The organism is Bradyrhizobium sp. 164 (assembly GCF_023073715.1).
Lineage (GTDB): Bacteria > Pseudomonadota > Alphaproteobacteria > Rhizobiales > Xanthobacteraceae > Bradyrhizobium.
This window is the reverse complement of sequence record NZ_JADPKA010000029.1, coordinates 73,948-95,078: the sequence shown is the minus strand read 5'-3', so window position 1 is coordinate 95,078 and position 21,131 is coordinate 73,948. Positions and strand designations below refer to the sequence as shown.

Genomic DNA, 21,131 nt, shown 5'->3' with positions numbered 1-21,131 from the left:
TATGGGACAATTCAGACCTTGACTTGGAACCCCAGCCCTCTAGCAACGAGCAGCAATATCAATGCAGGTCGCGCCCTGATGGTGACAATCTTTTTTGATCTCGACGGCACACTGACCAACCCAAAGCCCGGGATCACCCGCTCGATCCAGTACGCGCTGGAACGGCTCGGCGTTTCGGTGCCGAGCGAGGACGAACTGACCTGGTGCATCGGCCCACCGCTGCATGCCAGCCTCAAGAAGCTCACCGGGACCGATGAACTCGCTGACCGTGCGCTCCTGCTCTATCGCGAGCGCTTCAGCGACATCGGCCTGTTCGAGAATGAGGCTTACAGCGGAATTACGGACACATTGTCGAGGCTCGCAGCGACACGTCAGCGCATGTTCGTGGCAACCAGCAAGCCTGCCGTCTACGCCACGCGCATCGTCGATCATTTCGCCCTGAAGCCCTATTTCGAGCGCGTGTTCGGCTCCGAGCTCGACGGCACGCGCGTCGACAAGCGCGACCTGCTCCGCTACGCGCTCGAGGAAGCCAGGGTTGATCCGCAGCACGCGGTCATGATCGGCGATCGCAGCCATGACGTGGTCGGCGCCCGCGCCAACGGCATAACCGCCATCGGCGTGCTCTACGGCTACGGCAGCGAGGCCGAGCTGCTCGACGCCGGCGCTCATCACATCTGCGCCGCACATCCCGAGCTGCTCCGCCACTGCGTGACCTAGCCGATCAGGCGCGGACGGCCTACACCGCCGCCAGCATGCCCGTCTTCGGATGACAGTTCAGATATTCGAAGAACTGCTCGTCGGCGGCAGCCACCGTGACTTCGTGATAGAGCCGCAACTTGGCTGACGGCCCGAGCGTCGACAGATATTTCATCGCGGCGCCGAAAATCTTGAGGTGGGTCGGATGCGACTCCGCCCAGCGTTCGAGCGCAGCGAGACTCTTCCACCAGCTCTGGCCATAGGACTTTTCGCTGACGCTGCCATCAGCCGCGAGCATCCGCATGTAGCGATGGGCGTAACAGCCGATGCCAAGGCCGTCGTCGCGCAGGAAATCCATGCCCTGGCGCAGCACCGGCTCGACGTCGTCGAGATAGAGCTTGCGCTCGGACGTCTCGGTATCGCTCCAGTCCTGCCCAGAGCGGATCAGGCAGAGATTGTCGTGCGCCACGACGCGCAGCCGCGCGCCAGCGCGGATCAGCTCCGGTGCGCCGCCTGGCGTCATCGCATCCGTTTGGGACAGCGGAATGCGATCACGCATGCCGCCCCAATACGCGTGCTCCTGCACCTCGCCGCTCATGTCGGCGGCGATTGCGGCGACACCTTCGGGCCGGTCAGGCGAGGAGAACAGCGTCTCGTGCCGCGCCACAATGGGTCGCAGCACCTCGATGAAGGTGCCGATATCGTCTCGCTGACTTCCGGTCCACGCCTCTCGCGCAGGTGCGAACCAGGCATCGAAGCGTGCGACGTCGTCCCAATAACCGACGGAGACAACGTTCTCATGGCCGAACTGGTCGACATAATGCGCGCGGTCCCAGTGGGACGGACCGTTCTCTGCAGCGAAGAGCTCCGCAATTTCTATCAGAGCGTCCGTCGCCGCCGGTGCCACACCGCGATACTGGACACCGAGATAGGCCATCACGACGCGGTTCACGGCTGGCTTGTAGCGCGCCACGAACGACGGATATGGCGGCTGGTAGTCGTCCGGCACGCGCTTGTGGCGCGTGCGCTGGGTTTCGAGATGCAGAGGAATTGCGGATTCCATGATCATGCTTTCCCGTGGTCCCGGCGATCAGCTCGCCGCGGCGGCGATGTCCGTGGGCTCGACCATATCGACCGGCAGCGCAAACTGCTCGACCCGCTTGTACGGCTTGTTGTTGAGCAGGAGCCGCGTCACGTCGGGCCGCGAATAATGCCCGGCGGGATCGGCGGCGTTCTTTGCAACACCGATGGCGCCGAGGTCGATCTCGGCAATCAGGAGACCCTCCTGGTCCGGCGCCAGCTTCTCGCCGATCTGGCTGCCGTCGGGGCCATAGATCGCGGCAAAGCCGCCGCCGGCATGCAGCAGAGCATGCTTGTCGGGCCGGTCGCAAAGCTCGTCGATCATTCCTTGCGACACCGTCGCGCAAGGCGCGAGCACGAAGCAGGAGCCTTCCACCGCGTAAACGCGCGAAGCCGCATTGTTGACCTCGGCGCCGAGCGCCGGCGCGAAGGGATCGTAGAGCGAGAAGCTCGGCCAGGCGGCGACATGCACCTGCTCGTTCTGGGCGTACATCGCGTATTTCGACAGCGGCTGGAGATGCTCCCAGCAGCACAGTGCGCCGAGGCGGCCGATGTCGGCTCTCGCATGCACGGCAAGGTCGCTGCCGTCGCCCTCGCCATAGACGGTGCGCTCGGCATGGGTCGGCCGCAGCTTGCGGCGCTTTGCGATGGTCTCGCCGCCGGGCCCGATCAGCCATTGCGCCAGATAGAGGCTGCCGCCGTCGCGCTCGGACAGGCCGATCACGGCGGTGAGCTTTGCCTTGCGCACGGCCTCGCGCAGCTTTTCAGCCTGCGGGCTGTCATAGGACAGTGAATTGTCGAAATAGCGCTGCACGAAGCCGCGGCCGATCGCCCATGCCGGCGAGTCCATCCAGATATGCCAGGGGTAACCGGGGATGAACGCCTCAGGAAAGGCGACCAGCTTGGCGCCCTTTTCCGCGGCCTCCGTGATCAACGCGATCGACTTGGCGATCGAGGCGTCGAGGTCGAGCCAGGCCGGCGCCGCCTGTACCACTGCCACCTTGTATTTCGGATGTTCGATGCCCATTCCCGCCTCCATCGCCGGTTGATCGGAAGCCACGTCCGATGCAGTCTATTTGGCCAAGCCGGACGGCCGGGCGCTCGACCAGGGCGGAACAAAAACTCGACTGGACGCGCCCGCCAACCGGTACGGGATTTGCCTCCGGGCAGGCTGGATCCGCCAACAGGCGATTTTTGCAGGGTGTGAAAGGGAGGCTCCTCAGATGCCAATCCAGTTCACGACGGACGGCAGCCCCGGCTACCGGCGGCTGGCCCTCTGGCAGGACATTGTCTGCGACGTCTTCGTCGGGCTCGACTGCAAGTCGGACGTTGGTAGCGCCTTTCACGGCTCGGTCACGCAGGCTTCGCTCGGCAGGGCCGTGTGCTCCGAGGTCTGCTCCGACCGCCAGCATGTCTTCCGCACGCCCTCGCGCATCGCGCGCTCTGATCAGGATTTCGTCCTGGTCGCGCTCGGCAATCGCGGGAACGGCGGCGTGGTGCAGGATGGCCGCGAGACCGTGATCCATCCCGGCGAATTCGCGCTGTATGACACCACGCGGCCGTATGAGCTGAAGTTCAACGACAGCTTCACGCAGACCATCTTCAAGGTGCCGCGTGAGATGCTGCAGCGCCGGCTCGGCGGCACCGAGGCACTGACCGCGATTGCGTTCGGCGCCGATGTGCCGCTCGAACGGCTCGCCTATGATTTCATTGTCAGGCTCTGCCAGAGCGCGGACCAACTTGCTCCAAACAACGCGGCCGCACTGTCGGAGCAGGCGGTCGATCTCCTTGCGATGGCGCTCGGCGAGCGGCTCGGCAAGACGTCGCTGCCGTCCTCGACCCATCGCTCCGCCCTGCTCTACCGGCTAAAGGCGCACATCCGCGCGCATCTTGCTGATCCCGACCTCTCGCTCGCGGAGGCCGCGGCCGCGCTCGGCATCTCGCCGCGCTATGTCAACGATCTCCTCGCCGACGAGGACACCTCGTTCCAGCGCCATGTCCTCGCCGAACGCCTCGCCCAATGCAGGCGCGACCTCGCCTCGCCCGTGCTCGCCCATCGCCACATTAGCGAGATCGCCTTCGCCTGGGGCTTCAACGACCTCTCGCATTTCGGCCGCGTCTTCCGCGACCATTTCGGCATGTCGCCGCGCGACTTCCGGCAGAGCCAGTCGCGGCACTGACAGTCCAGTCAGCGATCACCTCGAGCCTTCGCTTCGAGCGAAGGCAGCGCTCGCCAATTCCAAATTGTCTTGCCTGCTGACCTGCCTCAAGCTGGCACGCATGAGGACCGACGCCACCATAAGCGGAACGGAGCTATTGCTTGGTGTGATCGCCATCCGGCTCGCGCTGCTCGTCCTGGTAGGCTGGGGGTTGACGCTCCTGCCGCGGCAGCCGGGTGACTACCAGCTCGCCTGCTTCTCCTCGTCCGCAACGACGATCGAAATCCAGCCCGAGGCGAAAGCGATCGACCCGCGCGTTGCCGACGCGGCCTTCGCTGACATGCTGCGGCACGACTAGGGCATTGCCAAGCCATGCCGGGCTCTCGCGAAAGCGCTCCCGACTCCTTTCTTTTCATGGCGGAAGCCCGGCTCCCGGCAGGGGAACTGTCCGTGTCCTGACGGGTTGCTGTCGATCCGGCAATTTCCTATTCGGAGATGAATCACGGCTCGAATCAACCGCGCCTCCATCATGTCATCCGCCCCGATCGAGCATGCCGACGGCCTGCCGCAGCCGCAGCGCAGCCAGGCGGTGCTGACCATTGCGCTTGGCATCATCATGGCGGTGGTCGACAGCGCCATCGCCAATGTGGCGCTGCCGACGATCGCGGCCGACCTCGATGCGAGCCCGGCCTTCTCGATCTGGATCGTCAACGGTTACCAGCTCGCGATCACGATCTCGCTGCTGCCGCTGGCTTCGCTTGGCGAGATCGTCGGCTATCGTCGCGTCTATCTGGTCGGGCTCGCACTGTTCACGCTCGCATCCGCGTTGTGCGCGCTGGCACACACGCTGCCGCTCCTGACAATCGCGCGCATCATCCAGGGCTTTGGCGCGGCCGGAATCATGAGCGTCAACGCGGCGCTGGTGCGCTTCACCTATCCGCGCAGCCAGCTCGGCCGCGGCATCGGGCTCAACGCGCTCGTGGTCGCCTTCTCGGCCGCGGTTGGCCCGACGCTCGCCGCCGGGATTCTCGCGATCGGAAGCTGGCCCTGGCTGTTCGCCATCAACCTCCCGCTCGGTGCGGTGACATTGCTGATCGGCTTGCGCAGCCTGCCGCACACCAGGCCCGCAAGCCGTTCCTTCGATTGGCAGAGCGCGGGGCTCTCCGCGATCACGTTCGGCGTCGGCATCGCCGCCGTCGACAGCGTCGGCCATGGCGAGGCGGCGGTCACCTGCCTCGTGCAGTTCGCCATCGCCATCGTCGCCGGCGCGCTGCTGATCTATCGCGAAACCCACATGACCTCGCCGCTGTTGCCGATCGATCTGTTGCGCATCCCGGTGTTCGCGCTGTCGATTGCGACCTCGATCGCATCGTTCTGCGGACAGATGCTGGCCTTCGTCGCGATCCCCTTTTATCTGCAGAGCCGCTTCGGCTATTCCGCCGTGCACATGGGCCTCTTGATCACGCCCTGGCCGATCGCGGTGGTTTTCGCCGCGCCCCTCGCTGGCCGCCTTGTCGAGCATTATCCCGCCGGCCTGCTCGGTGGTATCGGGCTCACGCTGTTCGCCTGCGGCCTCGGCGCGCTCGCCTTGCTGCCTGCAACGCCCGCGCCGTTCGACGTGATCTGGCGCATGGCGCTGGCCGGCGCCGGCTTCGGCCTGTTCCAGACCCCCAACAACCGCACCATGATCGCGGCCGCCCCGCGCGAGCGCGCCGGCGGCGCCAGCGGCATGCTGGGAACGGCCCGCCTGCTCGGCCAGACCACCGGCGCGGCACTGGTGGCGCTGTTCCTCGGCCGCTATCCGGTCGAAGGAACCCGGCTGGCGCTCCTCGCCGGTGTCGGCTTTGCACTCTGCGGCGCGGTGCTGAGCATGCTGCGACTGTCGCCCCCGGGCGCGCGCGGCGCCGAGCACGTTCGCGTGCAGGACGACCAGCGCCTGCGGGGTGAATGACGCCGCTACGGTGATGCGAGCAACAAAAAGACCGGCTTTTCAGCCGGCCTTTTCAACTCATCGCGTGCAAATCAGACTTTGACCAGTGGCCCTTTCGAGGTCGGCCCCTTGGAGCCGCCGGGACCGCCCGGCTTGGACTTGCCTGGCGGACGCTTGCGGGCGCCGGGCAGCTTCTCCTGCTTCGGCGTGACCGGGCCCTCAACGAACTCGAAGCCGATCTTCTCCTTGGTCTCGTCGGCCTCGTCCTTGACGAGAACGACACGAACATGGCCGCCGCCCTTGAGCTTGCCGAACAGCACCTCGTCCGCCAGCGGCTTCTTGATGTGCTCCTGGATCACGCGGGCCATGGGACGTGCACCCATCTGCTCGTCGTAACCGTGCTGGACCAGCCAGGTCTTGGCCGGCTCGGACAGCTCGATGGTGACGTCGCGATCGCCAAGCTGCGCCTCGAGCTGAAGCACGAACTTCTCGACGACGGTGCCGATCACCTCGACGCTGAGATGGCTGAACGAGACGATGGCATCGAGGCGGTTGCGGAATTCCGGCGCGAACTGCCGGTTAATCGCCTCGTGGTCGTCGCCTTCCCGCTTCGAACGGGTGAAGCCGAACGCCTGCTTGGCGAGATCCGCCGCGCCCGCATTCGTGGTCATGATCAGGATCACGTTGCGGAAATTGACCTGCTTGCCGTTGTGGTCGGTAAGCCGGCCGTGATCCATGATCTGGAGCAGCACGTTGTAGAGATCGGGATGCGCCTTCTCGATCTCGTCCAGCAGCACCACGCAATGCGGATGCTGGTCGACGCCGTCGGTGAGCAGGCCGCCCTGGTCAAAGCCGACATAGCCGGGAGGCGCGCCGATCAGGCGCGACACGGTGTGCCGCTCCATGTACTCCGACATGTCGAAGCGCAGCAGCTCGACGCCGAGCGTCGCCGCGAGCTGCTTTGCGACCTCGGTCTTGCCGACGCCGGTCGGACCCGAGAACAGGTAGCAGCCGATCGGCTTCTCCGGCTCGCGCAGGCCAGCACGCGCCAGCTTGATCGAAGCGGCGAGCGACTCGATTGCCCTATCCTGGCCGAAAACGGTGCGCTTTAAGGTCTGCTCGAGATGCTTGAGCACCTCGGCATCGTCCTTCGACACGCTCTTCGGAGGAATCCGCGCCATCGAGGCGATCGTGGTCTCGATCTCCTTGATGCCGATGGTCTTCTTGCGCTTGTTCTCGGAGACCAGCATCTGTGCCGCACCGGATTCGTCGATCACGTCGATCGCCTTGTCCGGCAGCTTGCGGTCGTGGATGTAGCGCGAGGAGAGCTGGACGGCGGCCTCGATCGCCTCGTTGGTGTATTTCAGCCGGTGGTAGTCCTCGAAATACGGCTTGAGGCCCTTGAGGATCGCGATCGCATCCTCGACCGTCGGCTCGTTGATGTCGATCTTCTGGAAGCGCCGCACCAGCGCACGGTCCTTCTCGAAGTGCTGACGGTATTCCTTGTAGGTGGTCGAGCCCATGCAGCGGATGGTGCCCGAGGCCAGCGCCGGCTTGAGCAGGTTCGATGCGTCCATCGCCCCGCCCGACGTCGCACCCGCACCGATCACGGTGTGGATCTCGTCGATGAACAGGATGGCGTTGGGGTGCGCCTCGAGCTCCTTCAGCACCTGCTTCAGGCGCTCTTCGAAGTCGCCGCGATAACGCGTGCCGGCGAGCAGCGTGCCCATGTCGAGCGAGAACACCGTCGCGGCCGCCAGCACCTCCGGCACCTCGCTGTCGACGATGCGCTTGGCGAGGCCTTCCGCGATCGCGGTCTTGCCGACGCCGGCTTCGCCGACGAACAGCGGGTTGTTCTTCTGCCGGCGGCACAGCACCTGGATCGCGCGGTTGATCTCGGAATTGCGTCCGATCACCGGGTCGATCTTGCCGTCGCGGGCCTTCTTGTTGAGGTTGACGCAATAGGTCTCGAGCGCCTCGCCCTTCTTCTTGGCGTCCTCGTTGCCCTTGGCCTCCGTCTCCTCGTCGACGCCGCGCACGGGCCGCGCTTCGGAGACGCCTGGCCGCTTGGCGATGCCGTGGCTGATGTAGTTGACCGCGTCATAGCGCGTCATGTCCTGCTCCTGCAGGAAATACGCGGCATGGCTCTCGCGCTCGGCGAAGATTGCGATCAGCACGTTGGCGCCGGTCACCTCTTCGCGACCGGACGACTGCACGTGGATCACCGCGCGCTGGATCACGCGCTGGAAGCCGGCGGTCGGCTTGGCGTCGTCGGCGCCATCCGTCACCAGGTTCTCGAATTCGGTCTCAAGATAGTTGACGAGACTCGTGCGGAGCTTGTCGAGATCGACGCTACAGGCGCGCATGACGGCGGCTGCATCGGAGTCGTCGATCAAAGAGAGCAATAGATGCTCGAGCGTCGCGTATTGGTGATGACGCTCGTTTGCGATCGCCAGTGCACGATGCAGGGATTGTTCAAGGCTTTGGGAAAAAGTCGGCATTCGCGTCCTCTATGGCCCCCACCATCATGATCGTCATCGCCCGGTCAGGCAACAACAACCTTTCTCACATATAGTTATACAAGAGCGCGGCGAAAGACCGGTTCCGCGACTCAGGCGGCTGCACACAAGGCCGGCATTTTCGATGCAAGACCCGTTCCGATTTGGGCGGGATCGGCGCCGGCACAGAATTCCGTAGTTCTGCCGGCTGCAGCGGATGCCGCGCGCAGACCTCGCGCGACGATCACACCGCCACTACGCAAGAGCCGGCTTCAAGCGCGCCGTGAGGCATCTTACTTCTTTTCCATCACGCATTGCAGCGGATGCTGGTGCTTGCGGGCGAAGTCCATCACCTGCGTCACCTTGGTCTCGGCAATCTCGTAGGTGAATACGCCGCACTCGCCGATGCCGTGATGATGGACGTGCAGCATGATCTTGGTCGCAGCCTCGACGTCCTTTTGGAAGAATTTCTCCAGTACATGGACGACGAATTCCATCGGCGTGTAGTCATCGTTGAGGATCAGCACACGATACAGGTTCGGCCGTTTGGTCTTCGGCTTGACCTTTGTAATGACCGACGTGTTCGGCCCGGAAGGGCCGCCCGAACGGTTTTCGTCGTTGCTCATCCGGGGAGCGGAGGCGGCGGTGACCGCTGGCAGGTCCAGTCTGGAAGTCAGTTGCGGCATGGCACAGGCGTTCAAATTCCCCAGGGAAGCGAATGACGGTCTGCGGCGCAGCTCAGTACCTCGGAGCCTCGCACAAGCGCGCCGCCTTTCCGGATCGCCGCTTCCGAGCGGTCCGGTCCGAACCGGATCGTTCGCTAGCAATATGGCCCTGCCCCCGGCTCGCCGCAAGCGTGCAAAGGTTTGGCCGATGCGGCCGCGGCGGTCCCGATTCCCGGCCCGGCGATCCAAACCAAGGTTAATCAATCCGGATCGATTTGACAAAAATTTCCACTGTGACTGTTTGGACCTGTTGACCAGGAACCCGGCCGTTAGCGCGACTGCGACGGTTTCGACGGGATATCTCCGGCTTTCTACGGTCCCATTTACCGACCCTTCAAGGGCCTGGGGCGAAATCGGGCAAACCACAGATTTCGGGGGTCGTCATGCTTCACCTGCCCGTTGTCCGCCGCATTGGTCGACAGCTCGCCAGCTTCGGGAAGGCCGAGCAAGGCAACATCGCGGTGATCTTCGCCATCGCGCTCGTCCCAGTGCTGACCTTCGTCGGTGCCGCGATCGATTACAGCCGGGCCACCCGCGCGCGATCGTCAATGCAGGCCGCCCTGGATTCGACCGCGCTGATGCTGTCGAGGGACCTGACAGCCGGTACCATCTCCCAGTCCCAGATCAGCCAGAAAGCGGCAGACTATTTCAAGGGCCTGTTCGCCGGTAGCGAAGCCGCGGACACGGCAGCAAAGACAAGGGTTCAGCTAACGGCAACCTACACTGCGGCGACCACAAGCGCGGCAGCGAAGATCCTTCTGGAAGGCTCCAGCTACATCGATTCCATGTTCATGCAGATCGCCGGCTATCCGACGCTCGGCTTCAATACCACGTCGACCGCAACCTGGGGCAACGCGAAGATGCGCGTGGCGCTCGCGCTCGACAACACGGGGTCGATGGCTCAGAACGGAAAAATGACGGCATTGAGGAATGCAGTGGCCGGAAGCGGCGGCCTGATCGACCAGCTCAGCGCGCTCAGCAAGAACGATGGCGACGTCTACATTTCACTCGTTCCTTTTGCCAAAACCGTCAATGTCGGAGCAAGCAATTACGGCCAGAGCTGGATTGACTGGACGGACTGGCTCAATCCGCCCACCGCACAGCCGGCGAACGTGGTCGGGAATTACCAGGCGAGTCTTCCGATGAATTGGCACGCAGTGGGACCCGGGGCGCGCTGCCCCTGGTCAAACAACAGCGGCGGCTTCTACTGCACGAGCGGAGCGACCAACAACAGCTCGAAATACACGGTCAGTGGCGTCAACGTTGTTCCCCCGAGCGGCTACATCTGCCCGGGCGTCGACGCCAATTCCCACACCATGTACAACGGCTGCTGGGAGAGCAAGTCTGCGGGCAATGGAACGTTCTGCTCCGGCAGCTCAAGCTGCAGCTGCCCGCTCGATGCCTCGGGCAACAGCGTCTCCGGTTGCAGTTGCACCGGCAGCGGCAACGGAAAATCGTGCACCGGCCAGCTCTATACCCACGATTGGACACAGCCTGGGCCGAACGACCTCACCCATAACCTGAATCAGCCGCGGGTGAGCGCCGTCGTCGGCTTCGCCAACAACAAATGGACTGCCAGCAACCCGACCCCCACCGTTCAGAACAATTGGCAGCAGGCATCCACCAACCCGATCAACACATGGACGGGCTGTATCGCTGATCGCACCCAGCCCAACGACGCAACCGGTACGTCCCCTTCGTCGTCCAATACCGCAACGCTGTTCCCGGCCAACCAATATTTCGAAAACAGCACCGCCTATTGCAGCGACAGCTCTTCGCCCCAGCTCAAGCCGATCATGCCGCTCACCTACAATTGGAGCGCATTGAAGACGGCGGTCAACGCCATGCAACCCACCGGCGGCACAAATCAGGCGGTCGGCCTGGCTTGGGCCTGGCAATCTCTGCTGCAGGGCAATCCCCTGAACGCGCCCGCAGAGACTGGAACCGTCAACACCACTTACAATCGGGTGATCATCCTGTTGTCTGACGGTCTCAATACCGAGGACCGCTGGCCGGCATATGGCAACGGCAGCAATCAGACCACCACCTACGGCAACAGCACCTTCCCCGGCTCGATTGACGCCCGACAGCAAGTCCTGTGCGACAACCTGCACAACGCCAAGGATTCCAATGGCGCATCGATGTACACGATTTACGCAATCCAGGTGAACACCAGCGGCGACCCGACTTCGGCCATCCTCAAATATTGCGCGAGCAGCCCGGACAAGTTCTACGAGATCAAGAGCTCGACCGAGATCGCGACCATTTTCAATACGATCGGAACCGCGCTGAGCAAGCTGCGCCTGGCGAGGTGATCAACGTTTCCCACCGGCAAAAAAAGCCCGGCTGATCAGCCGGGCTTTTCGATTCCAAGACGTCCCGGAAAGCTCAGTTCGCAGCCGGGGTGAACTTCGACACAATGGTCTCGACCGGCTTGAGCGCCTGCTTGGCGAGGTCGCTGTAGAGACCGGCGATCTTCTGCGATTCCGCAACGAAGGTCTCGTAGGCGGAACGGGCGAAATCGGTCTGCGCTTCCATCGCCTTGTCCAGCGACTTCACGCCCGAGAGCTTTTCGACGAAGGACTTGGTGTCTTCGAACGACTTCTTGGTGTAGTCGCCATAAGCGCTCGCGATCGCCTGAAGGCCGTGCTGCACGGAGGTCGCGGAGGCGACGCACTGCTCGAACTGCTCTTTCCCGTAGTTCTGAAAGTCTTCAACCTTGAACATGTCGGAATCCTTTTCCCTGGCTCTCGTCGGGAAGCCCCGGCTCCCTGACTTTGCCTACAATTAGTGCAGCGCACAAAAAAGTCAAGAATCTTGTGCGTCGCACAAAAGCAGATTTAAATCGCGAAGATTCCCGGGGTTTTCCGCAAGGGTTCCTTAAGCTTTTGGAAACCGCGGCCCCCTACCCTGATTCCCTGGACGTGTTCACTTTCGCAGGCGGCCAAAGCCGTTTGAGAACATCACCTTAGCCAGAACAGCGGCTCAGGTCCAAACGTCCCCCGCGGTGAACATCAGCGGAGGGACAGCCTGAGCAGGTAATGATCCCGGGTCGATTGGGCACAATTTTGCCTCACGAGCCGGTGATCAAGTCAGAAACGGGGACGGGGTTCCATGCTTCGTAACAACTTGTCTGCCTCGCGCTTGGCGCGGGTTGGCGTTTTCGGGCTTCTTACGGTCACCACCGTAATCATCGTCACCACCGACGCTGCCGAAGCACGGCGCCACCGGCGCCATTACGCGCACCATCGGGTGCAGCGCGAGGTGTCCGAGAGCTCCAGCTCAAAATTTGCGTCCATCATTGTCGACGGCAATTCCGGCACGGTGCTCCAGTCGACCAGCCCCGACGCACTGCGTCACCCCGCCTCGCTCACCAAGATCATGACGCTCTACTTGCTGTTCGAGCGCCTCGAATCCGGCAAGCTGAAGCTCGACAGCGAGATGCCGGTGTCGCAGCATGCCGCCGACCAAGATCCGACCAAGCTCAACCTCCGCCCCGGCCAGACCATCCGCGTCGAGGACGCGATCAAGGGCCTCGTGACGCGTTCCGCCAATGACGCCGCCGTGGTGATCGCAGAAACGATCGGCGGCGACGAGAGCGATTTCGCCCAGATGATGACGCGCAAGGCACGCGCGCTCGGCATGTCCAAGACCGTCTATCGCAACGCTTCGGGCCTGCCGAACGACGAGCAGGTGACGACCGCACGCGACCAGGCCACGCTCGGCCGCGCCATCCAGGAGCGCTTCCCGCGCTACTATCGCTACTTCGCGACCGCCTCGTTCAACTGGCGCGGACAGTCGATCCGGAACCACAATCACCTGCTCGGCAATGTCGAGGGCGTGGACGGCATCAAGACCGGCTACACCCGCGCTTCCGGTTTCAACCTCGTCACCTCGATGCGCCGCGGCAATCGCCATCTGATCGGCGTTGTGCTCGGCGGCCGCAGCGGCAGCTCCCGCGACGCGATCATGCGCAATCTGCTCGCGGAGAATCTCGAGAAGGGCGCGACCACCCACACCGTCGCCGCCGTCACCGAGCGCAACGGCGCCGACGCCAGTGCCGAGGTCGCCGACGCCTCGGATGCTCCACGCTCTGCCCCGCAGGTCCAGGCCGCGGCGGCCCCTGCTCCCGAGGCCGCCTCGTCCCGCCTTGCCGCGCGTCTGTCGACGCTGGCGGCTGCGACTGCCGCGATGCCGCCGGCTCAGGCCAAGCCTGAAGTTCGCCCGGCTGAAGCCAAGATCGAGCCGGCGCCGCTCACCAATGGCGTGATCTCAAGCCAGCCGCTGTCCATCATCCCCGGCTCGTCCGAACCGATGAAGCCGGTCCGGGTCAAGACCGTTCAGGTCAAGGCCGGCGCCGTGAAAGTCGCCTCCGCTGCCCCGGCGCAGGTGTCGCCACCGGTCACGAACACCATTCCGTCCCGGTCCGATGTCCCGGAAACGTCCGGCGCCGTCGTCGCCCGGGCCGATCTCATCAACAGGCCCGAAATCCCGAGCCAGCCGGAAGCGCCGAAGTCCGAGATCGCCCGCACCGAGCTGCCACGGCAGCCGGCGGGCTTCGGCACCGGCAACGGCATCCTCGGCGTGCTGCCAGCCGCACCCGCCGCCGCTCCCGCCCCGGCCGCTCCGAAGCTTGCTTCCGCCGATCCGGCGCCGCGGCCAATCCAGATGAGCGCCACGACCAAGCCAGTCGTCACCCACAGCGGCTGGATCGTCCAGGTCGGTGCGCTCGAGAGCGAGAGCGAAGCCCAGCAACGCATCGACGCCGCCCGCAGCTCGGCCCGCGGCCTGCTCAGCAAGGCCGACCCGTTCACCGAGCCGGTCGTCGCCAAGGACAATCGCAAGCTCTACCGTGCCCGCTTCGCCGGGCTCGAGCGCGACCAGGCCGAAGCGGTCTGCCGCACCCTGAAGCGCGCCGAAATCTCCTGCATCACCGTGCGCAACTGATCTCTCGAGTCTCTCAAAGCAAATGCCCGCCTTGCGCGGGCATTTTCGTTTTGGGGTGACGCCGAGGCTGTTCCGCGACAACCTCTCGTCAACAATTTACGGTTAAAACTTTCCTCAAGGGATCGACCACGCCGACAATGGCGGGCATCGGGGCGACGGCAGACAGAGCAAGCGGAGCTCACGCGGTACGGGCGTTTGTAGCGTGGTGCCGGAGTTAGCCGTTATGCGTACGAAGCAGAGTATCCTTGGCCTCGTTTACACGGGCAGCGAGATACGTCGAGCCCCCCTGGTCGGGATGGAGTTTCTTCATCAGGGACTTGTGAGCCCTGCTGATGTCGTCACGCCCCGCGCCCGGCTGCAAGCCAAGGATCTGATAGGCCTCCTCCGCCGTCATTTTGCCGCTCGCCGCCGTGCGACGCTGCCGCCCTGCCGCATCGCCCTGCGCGTTCTGACGCCAAGCGGGAAACCGGCGGTCCAGATAGCTTTCAAGTAAGGCCACACTCTCGGCATCGAACGCCGGCACCATCGCCAGCAGGCCGGCAAGATCGAACTCGCCGAGATCGCGCCCGGCATGAGGTCCGGCAACGATCCGGCCTGTCAGCTGGCCGGTGTCGTGGTCGAGCCGCATGTCGAGGAATTGCGAACGCACGCGCGAGGCCTGTCCGGAGGCGCGCGTCGCGCCGCCGCCGAACAGCCCTCCGACATTGCCGAAGCCGGCGTTGGCCAAGGGTGTCCAGCCGAGCAGCCCGGCGCCGAAGATGCCGAGCGGAATCGCGACCGCCAGTTCTCCCCGCAGACCCGTGAACGCTGCGACCGCCAGCGCCACCACGCCGCCACCGAGCTTGATGGTGCGCGCCAGCACCGCCGGATTGGCGGAGCGGAACATCTGGAGCAGCAGATAAAGCGTGATAACGGCGACAGCGCCGGCGAGCAGGGTCATGGGCGGAATATAGTCGCGCTCTCGGCAAAATGCATCGCGTTCAGCTTCCGCAGCCGGTCGCCAGCCTGATCGCTACCTCATCTGGCCGATCAGCTTCGCCGCAGCGCTCGCGCTCTTCGCCAATTCCAGCAGCGCTTCACGGCCGCCGGCGGCGTAAGCCGCGGCCGCCCGCAACAGCTCGCGCAACTGCGCCGCCGCGCCAGGATCGAACCGGCACCAGGCACCGCCGGTCAGGCGCGCGATCTCGCGAAAGGTCCGCTCGGCCACGGCGTCATGGCCTTCCTGAAACACAAACACCGGCACCTTGAGCATGCCAAGCTCGCCGGCCCTGGCGCAGAGTTCGTCGGCGTTCTCCTCCATGGCATCGCCAACGAAGACGACGGCCCGCACGCCGGACGCGACGGCCTCGCGCCGGGCCTCGCTCAGCACCTTGCCGATCTGGGTGTCGCCGCCGCGGCAATCGATCTTGCTCATCAGCGTCGCAAGCCTGGCGCTGTCGGAGATCCACGCCGTCGCACGGCATTCGTTGAAGCCGCGATAGTAGACGAGCCGGACGTCGAGGCTGCCGAGCGCCGCAGTCTCGCGAAACATGTCGGCTTGGAGCGCGCAGGCCATGTCCCAGGTCGGCTGCCGGCTCATCGTCGCATCCAGCGCGAAGATCAGCCGCCCCCTCGCGCCGGGCGCATGCGGTGACAACGCACGCGCCTTGGCGACAAAGGCGGCAATGTCATCCGAGGTGGACGTTCCGGCCTGCGGCACTGCGCCGCCGGCTTTCGTCGAGACGGCATCGCCGCGCGGTTTGATGGGGTCGCCCGACATCGCTGCTCAACCATGCGTGGGCGATTAATGTGGTGGGCGCGGACAGCCCGGTCAATGTGCAAAGCCTCCGCGGACGTAAGCCGGCGGAGGCTTCGAGATCGGTATCAATGAGGGAGGCGTCAGCTCTTGGCAGGCGCCATCAATGCAACTGGACCCGGCTCGAGAATCTTGGGCGGAGACGATTGCGTGTCGACCGGTCCGACGTCGCTGTCGGTGGCGCTCAGGAACCTGTCGAGCATGCTCTGGATCGAGTTCTTGGCCGCATCCGGACCGGTGTCGCGCATGTCATTATGTTGGAACTCGGTCTTCACGACCTGAATGCCCGCCTTCTCGCACTCCTCGTCCGTGGGGATCACGCCCGCATCGGCCTTGAACTGGGGATCGGTGGAACGGAACGACAGGATCTTGAATTTGCCGGCCGTGACGAAGGGAACGCGCAGATTGTCGAGCGTGACGACCTTCTTGACCTCATCCGGATACTGCTTGGCGAAATACATCGTGATGTCGCCGCCCATGGAGTGACCGACCATGGTCACCTTGTCGTAGTCGGCATTCGGCTGGACCTTCTTCATCTCCTGCATGGCGAGATGAATGTTGGCGACGCCGCGCAGGATCTGCGGCAGCCGGCCGACATAGAGCTCGCCCGGCTTGGTCACCATCGGAGGGTCGGTCGGCAAATCATGCTGCGGGCTCACGACCATGTAGCCGCGCGCAGCGAAGATGTTGGCGAGGAAGCCGTACTCGGTGTTCTTGACGGTGTTGCCATGATTGATCACGGCGACAGGCAACTTAATCATGCCGGCGTTGGCCTGCATTTCCTTGTCGCGGCGCACCGCGATGTGGACGGGCACCGGGCGATTGTCGCGCGAAGCGTCGTAGAAGGTGATGGTCTCGTGCTTGATGGCCCACTTGCTCGCCGTGAAATAGGCGATGCCGCAGAGAGCACTGACCGAAACCAGAACGGCAATTCCACGCTTCATCTTCGTCCTCAGCCGCAGGCTCTTGCGGCCTGATCCCTGTTGAAAATCGTGTTCTCCGGGGCTCTTTGTCCCCTTGTCGCCTATTCCCTAATATATGTCACAGCAGCGTGACAGGAAGGCTAAATATTGTGAACCGGCAGCCCTTTCATTGTGCGTCGCACACGTTTGTTGGGCACCCTTTGTCATAAGGCTTCGTCAGGGTGCAGGTCACCATCCGACGCAACCGGGCCCGATCGGGTTCAATTCGTAGTCAACGTGAGATGAAAACGCGCGGAGCGCGGACCGAGTTCCCGCGGCAACTGGCTCGGATTTGACGGAAAGTAGCAATATACCGCGGCCTCAGGCGCCGAGGATGTCGTGGACCTCGAGCGGCTTGTCGACCTGATTGAACCATTCGGCACGGTTGGCGGCGCGGCGGCGGCCGCGCTCATCGAGCGGCAGCTTGAGCTGGCGGAGCAGGCTGGTCACCTCCTCCCGCGCGGTGAGATGGCCGAGATTGGGCCGCATGCCGAGCGTGGCCTCGTCGATCTCGTCGAGGGCGGTCAGGCCACGCGGGAAGAATTCGCGATAGACGACACGTTCGGCGAAGCCGTCGACGTAGCGGAAGCCGAGCCGCAGCGACAAATCCTTCAACCCCTCGGCGACGAGCTGCTTGTTGCGGGAGCCGAGCATCGACAGGCGGTTGCGCACCACGATCCAGTCGGTGGTCGCGCCGTCGAGCTGGCGGCGCTTGCGCCTGACGTCGCGCACCATCTCCGCGTAATGGCTCTCCCCCGTGACCGCGTAGTTGGCGGCATCGACGGTGCCGAGCACGTCGAAATCGAGAAAGCTGTCGTTGATCGGCGTCACCAGCGTGTCGGCCATCGAATGCGCCAGCCGCATCAGGTAGCTGTCGGTGCCGGGCGTATCGATGACGATGAAGTCGAAGCTGCTTTCGACTGCCGAGACCGCCTCCATGAATTGCAGGAACTCGGCATTCTCGTTCTCGGCGATCTGCATGGTCTCGCCGAGCTTGATGCAGCGATGCACCGGCAGCTCGAGGTCGAGCTTGGTGCGGCGCGCCCAGGCTGAACGGTTGCTGATGTAGCGGGTAAAGCTCTGCTGGCGGCAGTCGAGATCGATGGTGGCGACGCGCTGGCCGGCCTTCAGGAGCGCAACCGCGATGTGCAGGGCGGTCGTCGATTTTCCGGAGCCGCCTTTCTCATTGCCGAGCACGACCACATGCGCCGAGCCGGATTGGCCTTGGCTAGCCTGCACAAGCATGGCGATCCTCAATACCCCTAACGAATATCTTCGAGTTGACCGCATCGGCGGTCAAGTGAAATGCGTGACAGGTAATGCAAATTGCAATGCGCCGTTCTTCGTTATGAATTGCGGCGGCATCTTTTCGACTGTGGTCCAGCCCACAATGTCGCGACATTCTGCGCAGCCTTGGCCGGGATGCTGTGCCGCATCCGGATGCATGGTGTCCATGATCGCCGCTTGTTAAGGTTAGCCGGTCGCGCGCCGGCCGCACCCGCACTGATTCCCAACCCGATCGAGTCCTGATGTCATCAAGTCCCTTGATCGCCCGCACGGTCCCTGCCCTGCGGCGCGCCGTCGACACTCTCCGCAAGCGAAAGGCCACGATCGCACTGGTCCCGACCATGGGGGCACTCCATGATGGGCATGTGTCGCTGGTTCGCCTCGCCAAGCGACGCGCGAGCCGCGTCGTGGTGTCGATCTTCGTCAACCCCACTCAGTTCGCCCCGACCGAGGATTTTGGCGCCTATCCGCGCACCTGGAAGGCCGACATCGCCAAGCTCGCGGCCGAGGACGTCGATGTAGTCTGGCACCCCGGCGTCGAGGCCATGTATCCGGAGGGCTTTGCCACCCGCATCGTGCCGGAGGGGCCGGCGCTGGCCGGGCTCGAGGACCGCTTCCGCCCGCATTTCTTCGGCGGCGTCGCCACCGTCGTCGGCAAGCTGTTCACGCAATGCCGGCCCGACTTTGCGATCTTCGGCGAGAAGGATTTTCAGCAGCTGCGGGTGGTGGCGCAGATGGCGCGGGATCTCGACCTCGGCGTCAAGGTCATCGGCTCCCGCACCGTGCGCGAGCGCGACGGGCTCGCGATGTCCTCGCGCAACGTCTATTTGTCACCACAGGAGCGGCAGACCGCAATCACGCTTTACCGCGCCATGAAGGAGAGCGCCGGGCGCATCCGTGCAGGCGATGCGATCGCGCCCGCCATGGCCGGCGGCGCCGAGATGATCAAGGCGGCCGGTTTCGCCCTCGACTATTTCGAAGCCCGCCATGCCGCGACGCTGGCGCCGGTCACCTCGCGCAAGGACGGACCCTTGCGGATCCTGGTCGCGGCCAAGCTCGGCACCACCCGGCTGATCGACAATATCGCGGTTTAGAGCAATCCGAGATCACGCAGCTCGCGCCGCATCGGCTCCGGCATCGCCGCGATCGAGCCGGCGGCGGACTTGCCGAGATCGGCGGGCACCGAATCATCGGTCAGATAGCGCCAGCCCTGGAACGGGCGCATCGGCCGCGGCGACACCGAGATCACCTTCGGCTGCATCACGATCCGGCAGCGCCCGATGCCGTCCTTATCACGGAACGGCTCGATCCCGATGATCTTCTCCCGCGCGGCGATCTCGCCCTTGATGACCCAATAGAGCGAACCGCCCGAGAGGATCTCGGCGTCGCGCTTGGGCACCATGCGGGTGATGTGGATGTGACGTTGCGGCAGACCCTTCTTCTTGGCGGTCTGCATCCGTTCGGCGATCCACTCCTTCAATTCCTTGACGGAGTCGCAGCCGACAGCGAGCTTGATCAGGTGTAGCGGCATGCCCCAGCATTAGCCGGGCAGCCGCGCATTTGGAATGCCGATCTACTCGTTATCCGCAGCCGCTGGAGCAGCCGCCGAGGCTGGCGGGGGCGCGAGCGGAACCGGCGCTGCGGGAGAACGCGCTGCCTTTGGAGCAGGCGGCTTCTTCGCGGCCGATGCAGTTGGTGCCGCAGGCGCTGCGGCCTGTGCCGAGGCCGCTGCCGGCGCGCGCGCTGCCGGCGCTGCGTTTGCGGCCGGTGCCGCCTGGCGCGTCGCCGCGGTCGGCGGCTCCGGATTCATGATGCTGACCGGCGGCGTCGACGAGGCGCTCGGGAACTCGGCATTGGTCGGCTTGCCCGTCGGCATCGACGGCGGCAATCCGGAAAGCGCGCCGGTAGCCGGCATCGCCAGCGCCGTTGCGGGCGCGTTCCAGGTCGGCGCATAGCGCGCAACCAGCGTGTCGTAGCGATGGGAATCCATGTTGGCGGCGACCTGCTGCTGGTCGGTCAGCGAGCGGAACGCAGCGCAATCGAACTGCGTGCAGCCGTCGCGCGCGACCAGCACATGGGCGACGAGGCCGTAGCGATCACGCTCCAGCGATTTGCGCAGCACCTTCAGGTCCAGCGTCAGGCTCTTGTCGGCCGTGGCGACGTCGCCGAGCGCGGTCAGCCGGTCGATCCTGGCGGCGGTATAGGAGACGGCGGCAGCCGCTGCCTCAGGCGCGCCGAACAGCGCCTTCTCGCAGCCAACGGCCACGGCATCGCCGGCGAGATCGTCGAGGCAGGACAGCGCCGGCAGGCTCGCCGTTACCGCCTGCGCGCGCGCTTCGGCCGGGGTGGCCTGCCCCTCTGAACCATAGACGCGCACCGTGGCCGCCCCGGCGATCGCAATGGACAGCAGCGTGATCACGGTCAACGCGCCGTTGGCGACCGACCTGTCGGCGCGCAGCAGCGTGATCAGCAGGATCAGCCCGAAGAATCCGGCAGCCAGCAGCGTCATCCACATCGGGAAGGCCGGCCAGCGCCAAATTTGGTCGAGCGACCAGGTCATACGCGACGTCCTCTCACGCGAGCAAAGAGCGAATGGTCAAGCGAGCACCGCGAGTCGGCAACTGCCCCCGCCCCACCTTGCGAAGCCGAAGCGGGCCTTTTGACGGCGAGAGGATACAATTCCGGGAGGCGCCAATGCGCAGGGTAGCGTCCGTCTTCAGGAGAGCGCGAGCTGGCTTTCCTTGGCGACGCGCTCGAAGGCTTCGGTCGAGCTCTTGATCCGGTACTGGCAGTCGTCGCCATCGGTCGGCAGCAGACGGATGATCTCATACGCGCCGCTGGCAGCCGGACGCGCCACATTGCTGGCCGTGAACAACACGCGCGTTCCCACGGGGAATTTGTGCTTCAACACCCTCTCCATCACTCAAACAGCGCCTGCCTCGCCCAGTGTCCCACTGCGATGGCCGGCCGGAAACCCGGGCCGTCGTATAGCACGAGCCCCGCCCGTTTGGCCAGCGTCATGCCGGCATGACAACCGCGCCAATTTGACAGT

General features: G+C 64.4%; 20 protein-coding genes. 7 read left to right on the top strand and 13 right to left on the bottom strand.

The window, feature by feature from the left end; translation table 11 throughout:
• Positions 1–78 precede the first annotated feature (78 nt).
• Positions 79–717 carry an HAD family hydrolase gene (locus tag IVB01_RS11545; RefSeq protein WP_247275767.1) on the top strand — a complete coding sequence of 213 codons (639 nt, stop codon included), beginning with the start codon at positions 79–81 and terminating at the stop codon, positions 715–717.
• Positions 718–736: 19 nt separating this feature from the next.
• Here the strand turns inward: IVB01_RS11545 and IVB01_RS11540 are convergent, their stop codons facing one another.
• A complete protein-coding gene (locus IVB01_RS11540; RefSeq protein WP_247275766.1) occupies positions 737–1,759 on the bottom strand; it encodes a phenylacetaldoxime dehydratase family protein in 1,023 nt (340 codons plus the stop codon).
• 27 nt (positions 1,760–1,786) lie between these two features.
• On the bottom strand, positions 1,787–2,803 hold the full coding sequence (locus IVB01_RS11535) for a carbon-nitrogen hydrolase family protein (protein ID WP_247275765.1): 1,017 nt from the start codon (positions 2,801–2,803) through the stop codon (positions 1,787–1,789).
• A 196-nt stretch (positions 2,804–2,999) separates the two neighbouring features.
• Here IVB01_RS11535 and IVB01_RS11530 point away from each other — a divergent pair, with 196 nt between their 5' ends.
• The 3 genes from IVB01_RS11530 to IVB01_RS11520 all read left to right on the top strand — a co-directional run bounded on the left by IVB01_RS11530 (position 3,000) and on the right by IVB01_RS11520 (position 5,886).
• Positions 3,000–3,956 (top strand): helix-turn-helix domain-containing protein, encoded by a 957-nt coding sequence (locus tag IVB01_RS11530; protein ID WP_247275764.1) that lies wholly within the window; start codon positions 3,000–3,002, stop codon positions 3,954–3,956.
• A gap of 100 nt (positions 3,957–4,056) precedes the next feature.
• Entirely contained in the window at positions 4,057–4,293 is a 237-nt protein-coding gene (locus IVB01_RS11525) for a hypothetical protein (RefSeq protein ID WP_247275763.1), read from the top strand.
• A gap of 171 nt (positions 4,294–4,464) precedes the next feature.
• Positions 4,465–5,886 (top strand): MFS transporter, encoded by a 1,422-nt coding sequence (locus tag IVB01_RS11520; protein WP_247275762.1) that lies wholly within the window; start codon positions 4,465–4,467, stop codon positions 5,884–5,886.
• Positions 5,887–5,957: 71 nt separating this feature from the next.
• Here the strand turns inward: IVB01_RS11520 and clpA are convergent, their stop codons facing one another.
• Together clpA and clpS are read right to left on the bottom strand one after the other, a co-directional pair.
• A complete protein-coding gene (gene clpA, locus IVB01_RS11515) occupies positions 5,958–8,366 on the bottom strand; it encodes an ATP-dependent Clp protease ATP-binding subunit ClpA (RefSeq protein ID WP_247275761.1) in 2,409 nt (802 codons plus the stop codon).
• Between the two features lie 290 nt (positions 8,367–8,656).
• Positions 8,657–8,989 (bottom strand): ATP-dependent Clp protease adapter ClpS, encoded by a 333-nt coding sequence (clpS, locus tag IVB01_RS11510; RefSeq protein ID WP_164934959.1) that lies wholly within the window; start codon positions 8,987–8,989, stop codon positions 8,657–8,659.
• A 560-nt stretch (positions 8,990–9,549) separates the two neighbouring features.
• Between clpS and IVB01_RS11505 the strand changes: the two genes are divergently transcribed.
• Positions 9,550–11,403: a pilus assembly protein TadG-related protein gene (locus IVB01_RS11505; RefSeq protein WP_346015507.1), complete on the top strand. Its 1,854-nt coding sequence runs from the start codon at positions 9,550–9,552 to the stop codon at positions 11,401–11,403.
• A 73-nt stretch (positions 11,404–11,476) separates the two neighbouring features.
• Here IVB01_RS11505 and IVB01_RS11500 read toward each other — a convergent pair whose 3' ends face one another.
• Positions 11,477–11,815, bottom strand: coding sequence for a phasin family protein (locus IVB01_RS11500; protein ID WP_247275759.1), 339 nt, complete (start codon positions 11,813–11,815; stop codon positions 11,477–11,479).
• Between the two features lie 387 nt (positions 11,816–12,202).
• Between IVB01_RS11500 and IVB01_RS11495 the strand changes: the two genes are divergently transcribed.
• Positions 12,203–14,035 (top strand): D-alanyl-D-alanine carboxypeptidase, encoded by a 1,833-nt coding sequence (locus IVB01_RS11495; RefSeq protein WP_247275758.1) that lies wholly within the window; start codon positions 12,203–12,205, stop codon positions 14,033–14,035.
• A gap of 214 nt (positions 14,036–14,249) precedes the next feature.
• On the opposite strand, the gene IVB01_RS11490 is transcribed toward IVB01_RS11495, so the two are convergent.
• The 5 genes from IVB01_RS11490 to IVB01_RS11470 form a co-directional block, all read right to left on the bottom strand.
• Complete coding sequence (locus IVB01_RS11490; RefSeq protein ID WP_247275757.1) at positions 14,250–14,975, bottom strand: DnaJ domain-containing protein; 726 nt, start codon at positions 14,973–14,975, stop codon at positions 14,250–14,252.
• Positions 14,976–15,047: 72 nt separating this feature from the next.
• Complete coding sequence (locus IVB01_RS11485) at positions 15,048–15,794, bottom strand: VWA domain-containing protein (protein ID WP_247275756.1); 747 nt, start codon at positions 15,792–15,794, stop codon at positions 15,048–15,050.
• Between the two features lie 119 nt (positions 15,795–15,913).
• Entirely contained in the window at positions 15,914–16,774 is an 861-nt protein-coding gene (locus tag IVB01_RS11480) for an alpha/beta fold hydrolase (protein ID WP_247275755.1), read from the bottom strand.
• A 339-nt stretch (positions 16,775–17,113) separates the two neighbouring features.
• A complete protein-coding gene (locus tag IVB01_RS11475) occupies positions 17,114–18,037 on the bottom strand; it encodes a division plane positioning ATPase MipZ (RefSeq protein WP_247275754.1) in 924 nt (307 codons plus the stop codon).
• Between the two features lie 51 nt (positions 18,038–18,088).
• On the bottom strand, positions 18,089–18,247 hold the full coding sequence (locus IVB01_RS11470; RefSeq protein ID WP_247275753.1) for a hypothetical protein: 159 nt from the start codon (positions 18,245–18,247) through the stop codon (positions 18,089–18,091).
• Positions 18,248–18,321: 74 nt separating this feature from the next.
• Here IVB01_RS11470 and panC point away from each other — a divergent pair, with 74 nt between their 5' ends.
• A complete protein-coding gene (panC, locus tag IVB01_RS11465; RefSeq protein WP_247420616.1) occupies positions 18,322–19,173 on the top strand; it encodes a pantoate--beta-alanine ligase in 852 nt (283 codons plus the stop codon).
• Here the strand turns inward: panC and IVB01_RS11460 are convergent.
• The 3 genes from IVB01_RS11460 to IVB01_RS11450 form a co-directional block, all read right to left on the bottom strand.
• The gene (locus IVB01_RS11460) at positions 19,170–19,610 is read right to left on the bottom strand and encodes a DUF1489 domain-containing protein (RefSeq protein WP_247275751.1); all 441 of its coding nucleotides are present in this window, start codon (positions 19,608–19,610) and stop codon (positions 19,170–19,172) included. The genes panC and IVB01_RS11460 overlap by 4 nt on opposite strands.
• 42 nt (positions 19,611–19,652) lie before the next feature.
• The gene (locus tag IVB01_RS11455) at positions 19,653–20,639 is read right to left on the bottom strand and encodes a hypothetical protein (protein ID WP_247494531.1); all 987 of its coding nucleotides are present in this window, start codon (positions 20,637–20,639) and stop codon (positions 19,653–19,655) included.
• 156 nt (positions 20,640–20,795) lie between these two features.
• The gene (locus tag IVB01_RS11450; protein WP_247275749.1) at positions 20,796–20,999 is read right to left on the bottom strand and encodes a hypothetical protein; all 204 of its coding nucleotides are present in this window, start codon (positions 20,997–20,999) and stop codon (positions 20,796–20,798) included.
• Positions 21,000–21,131 lie beyond the last annotated feature (132 nt).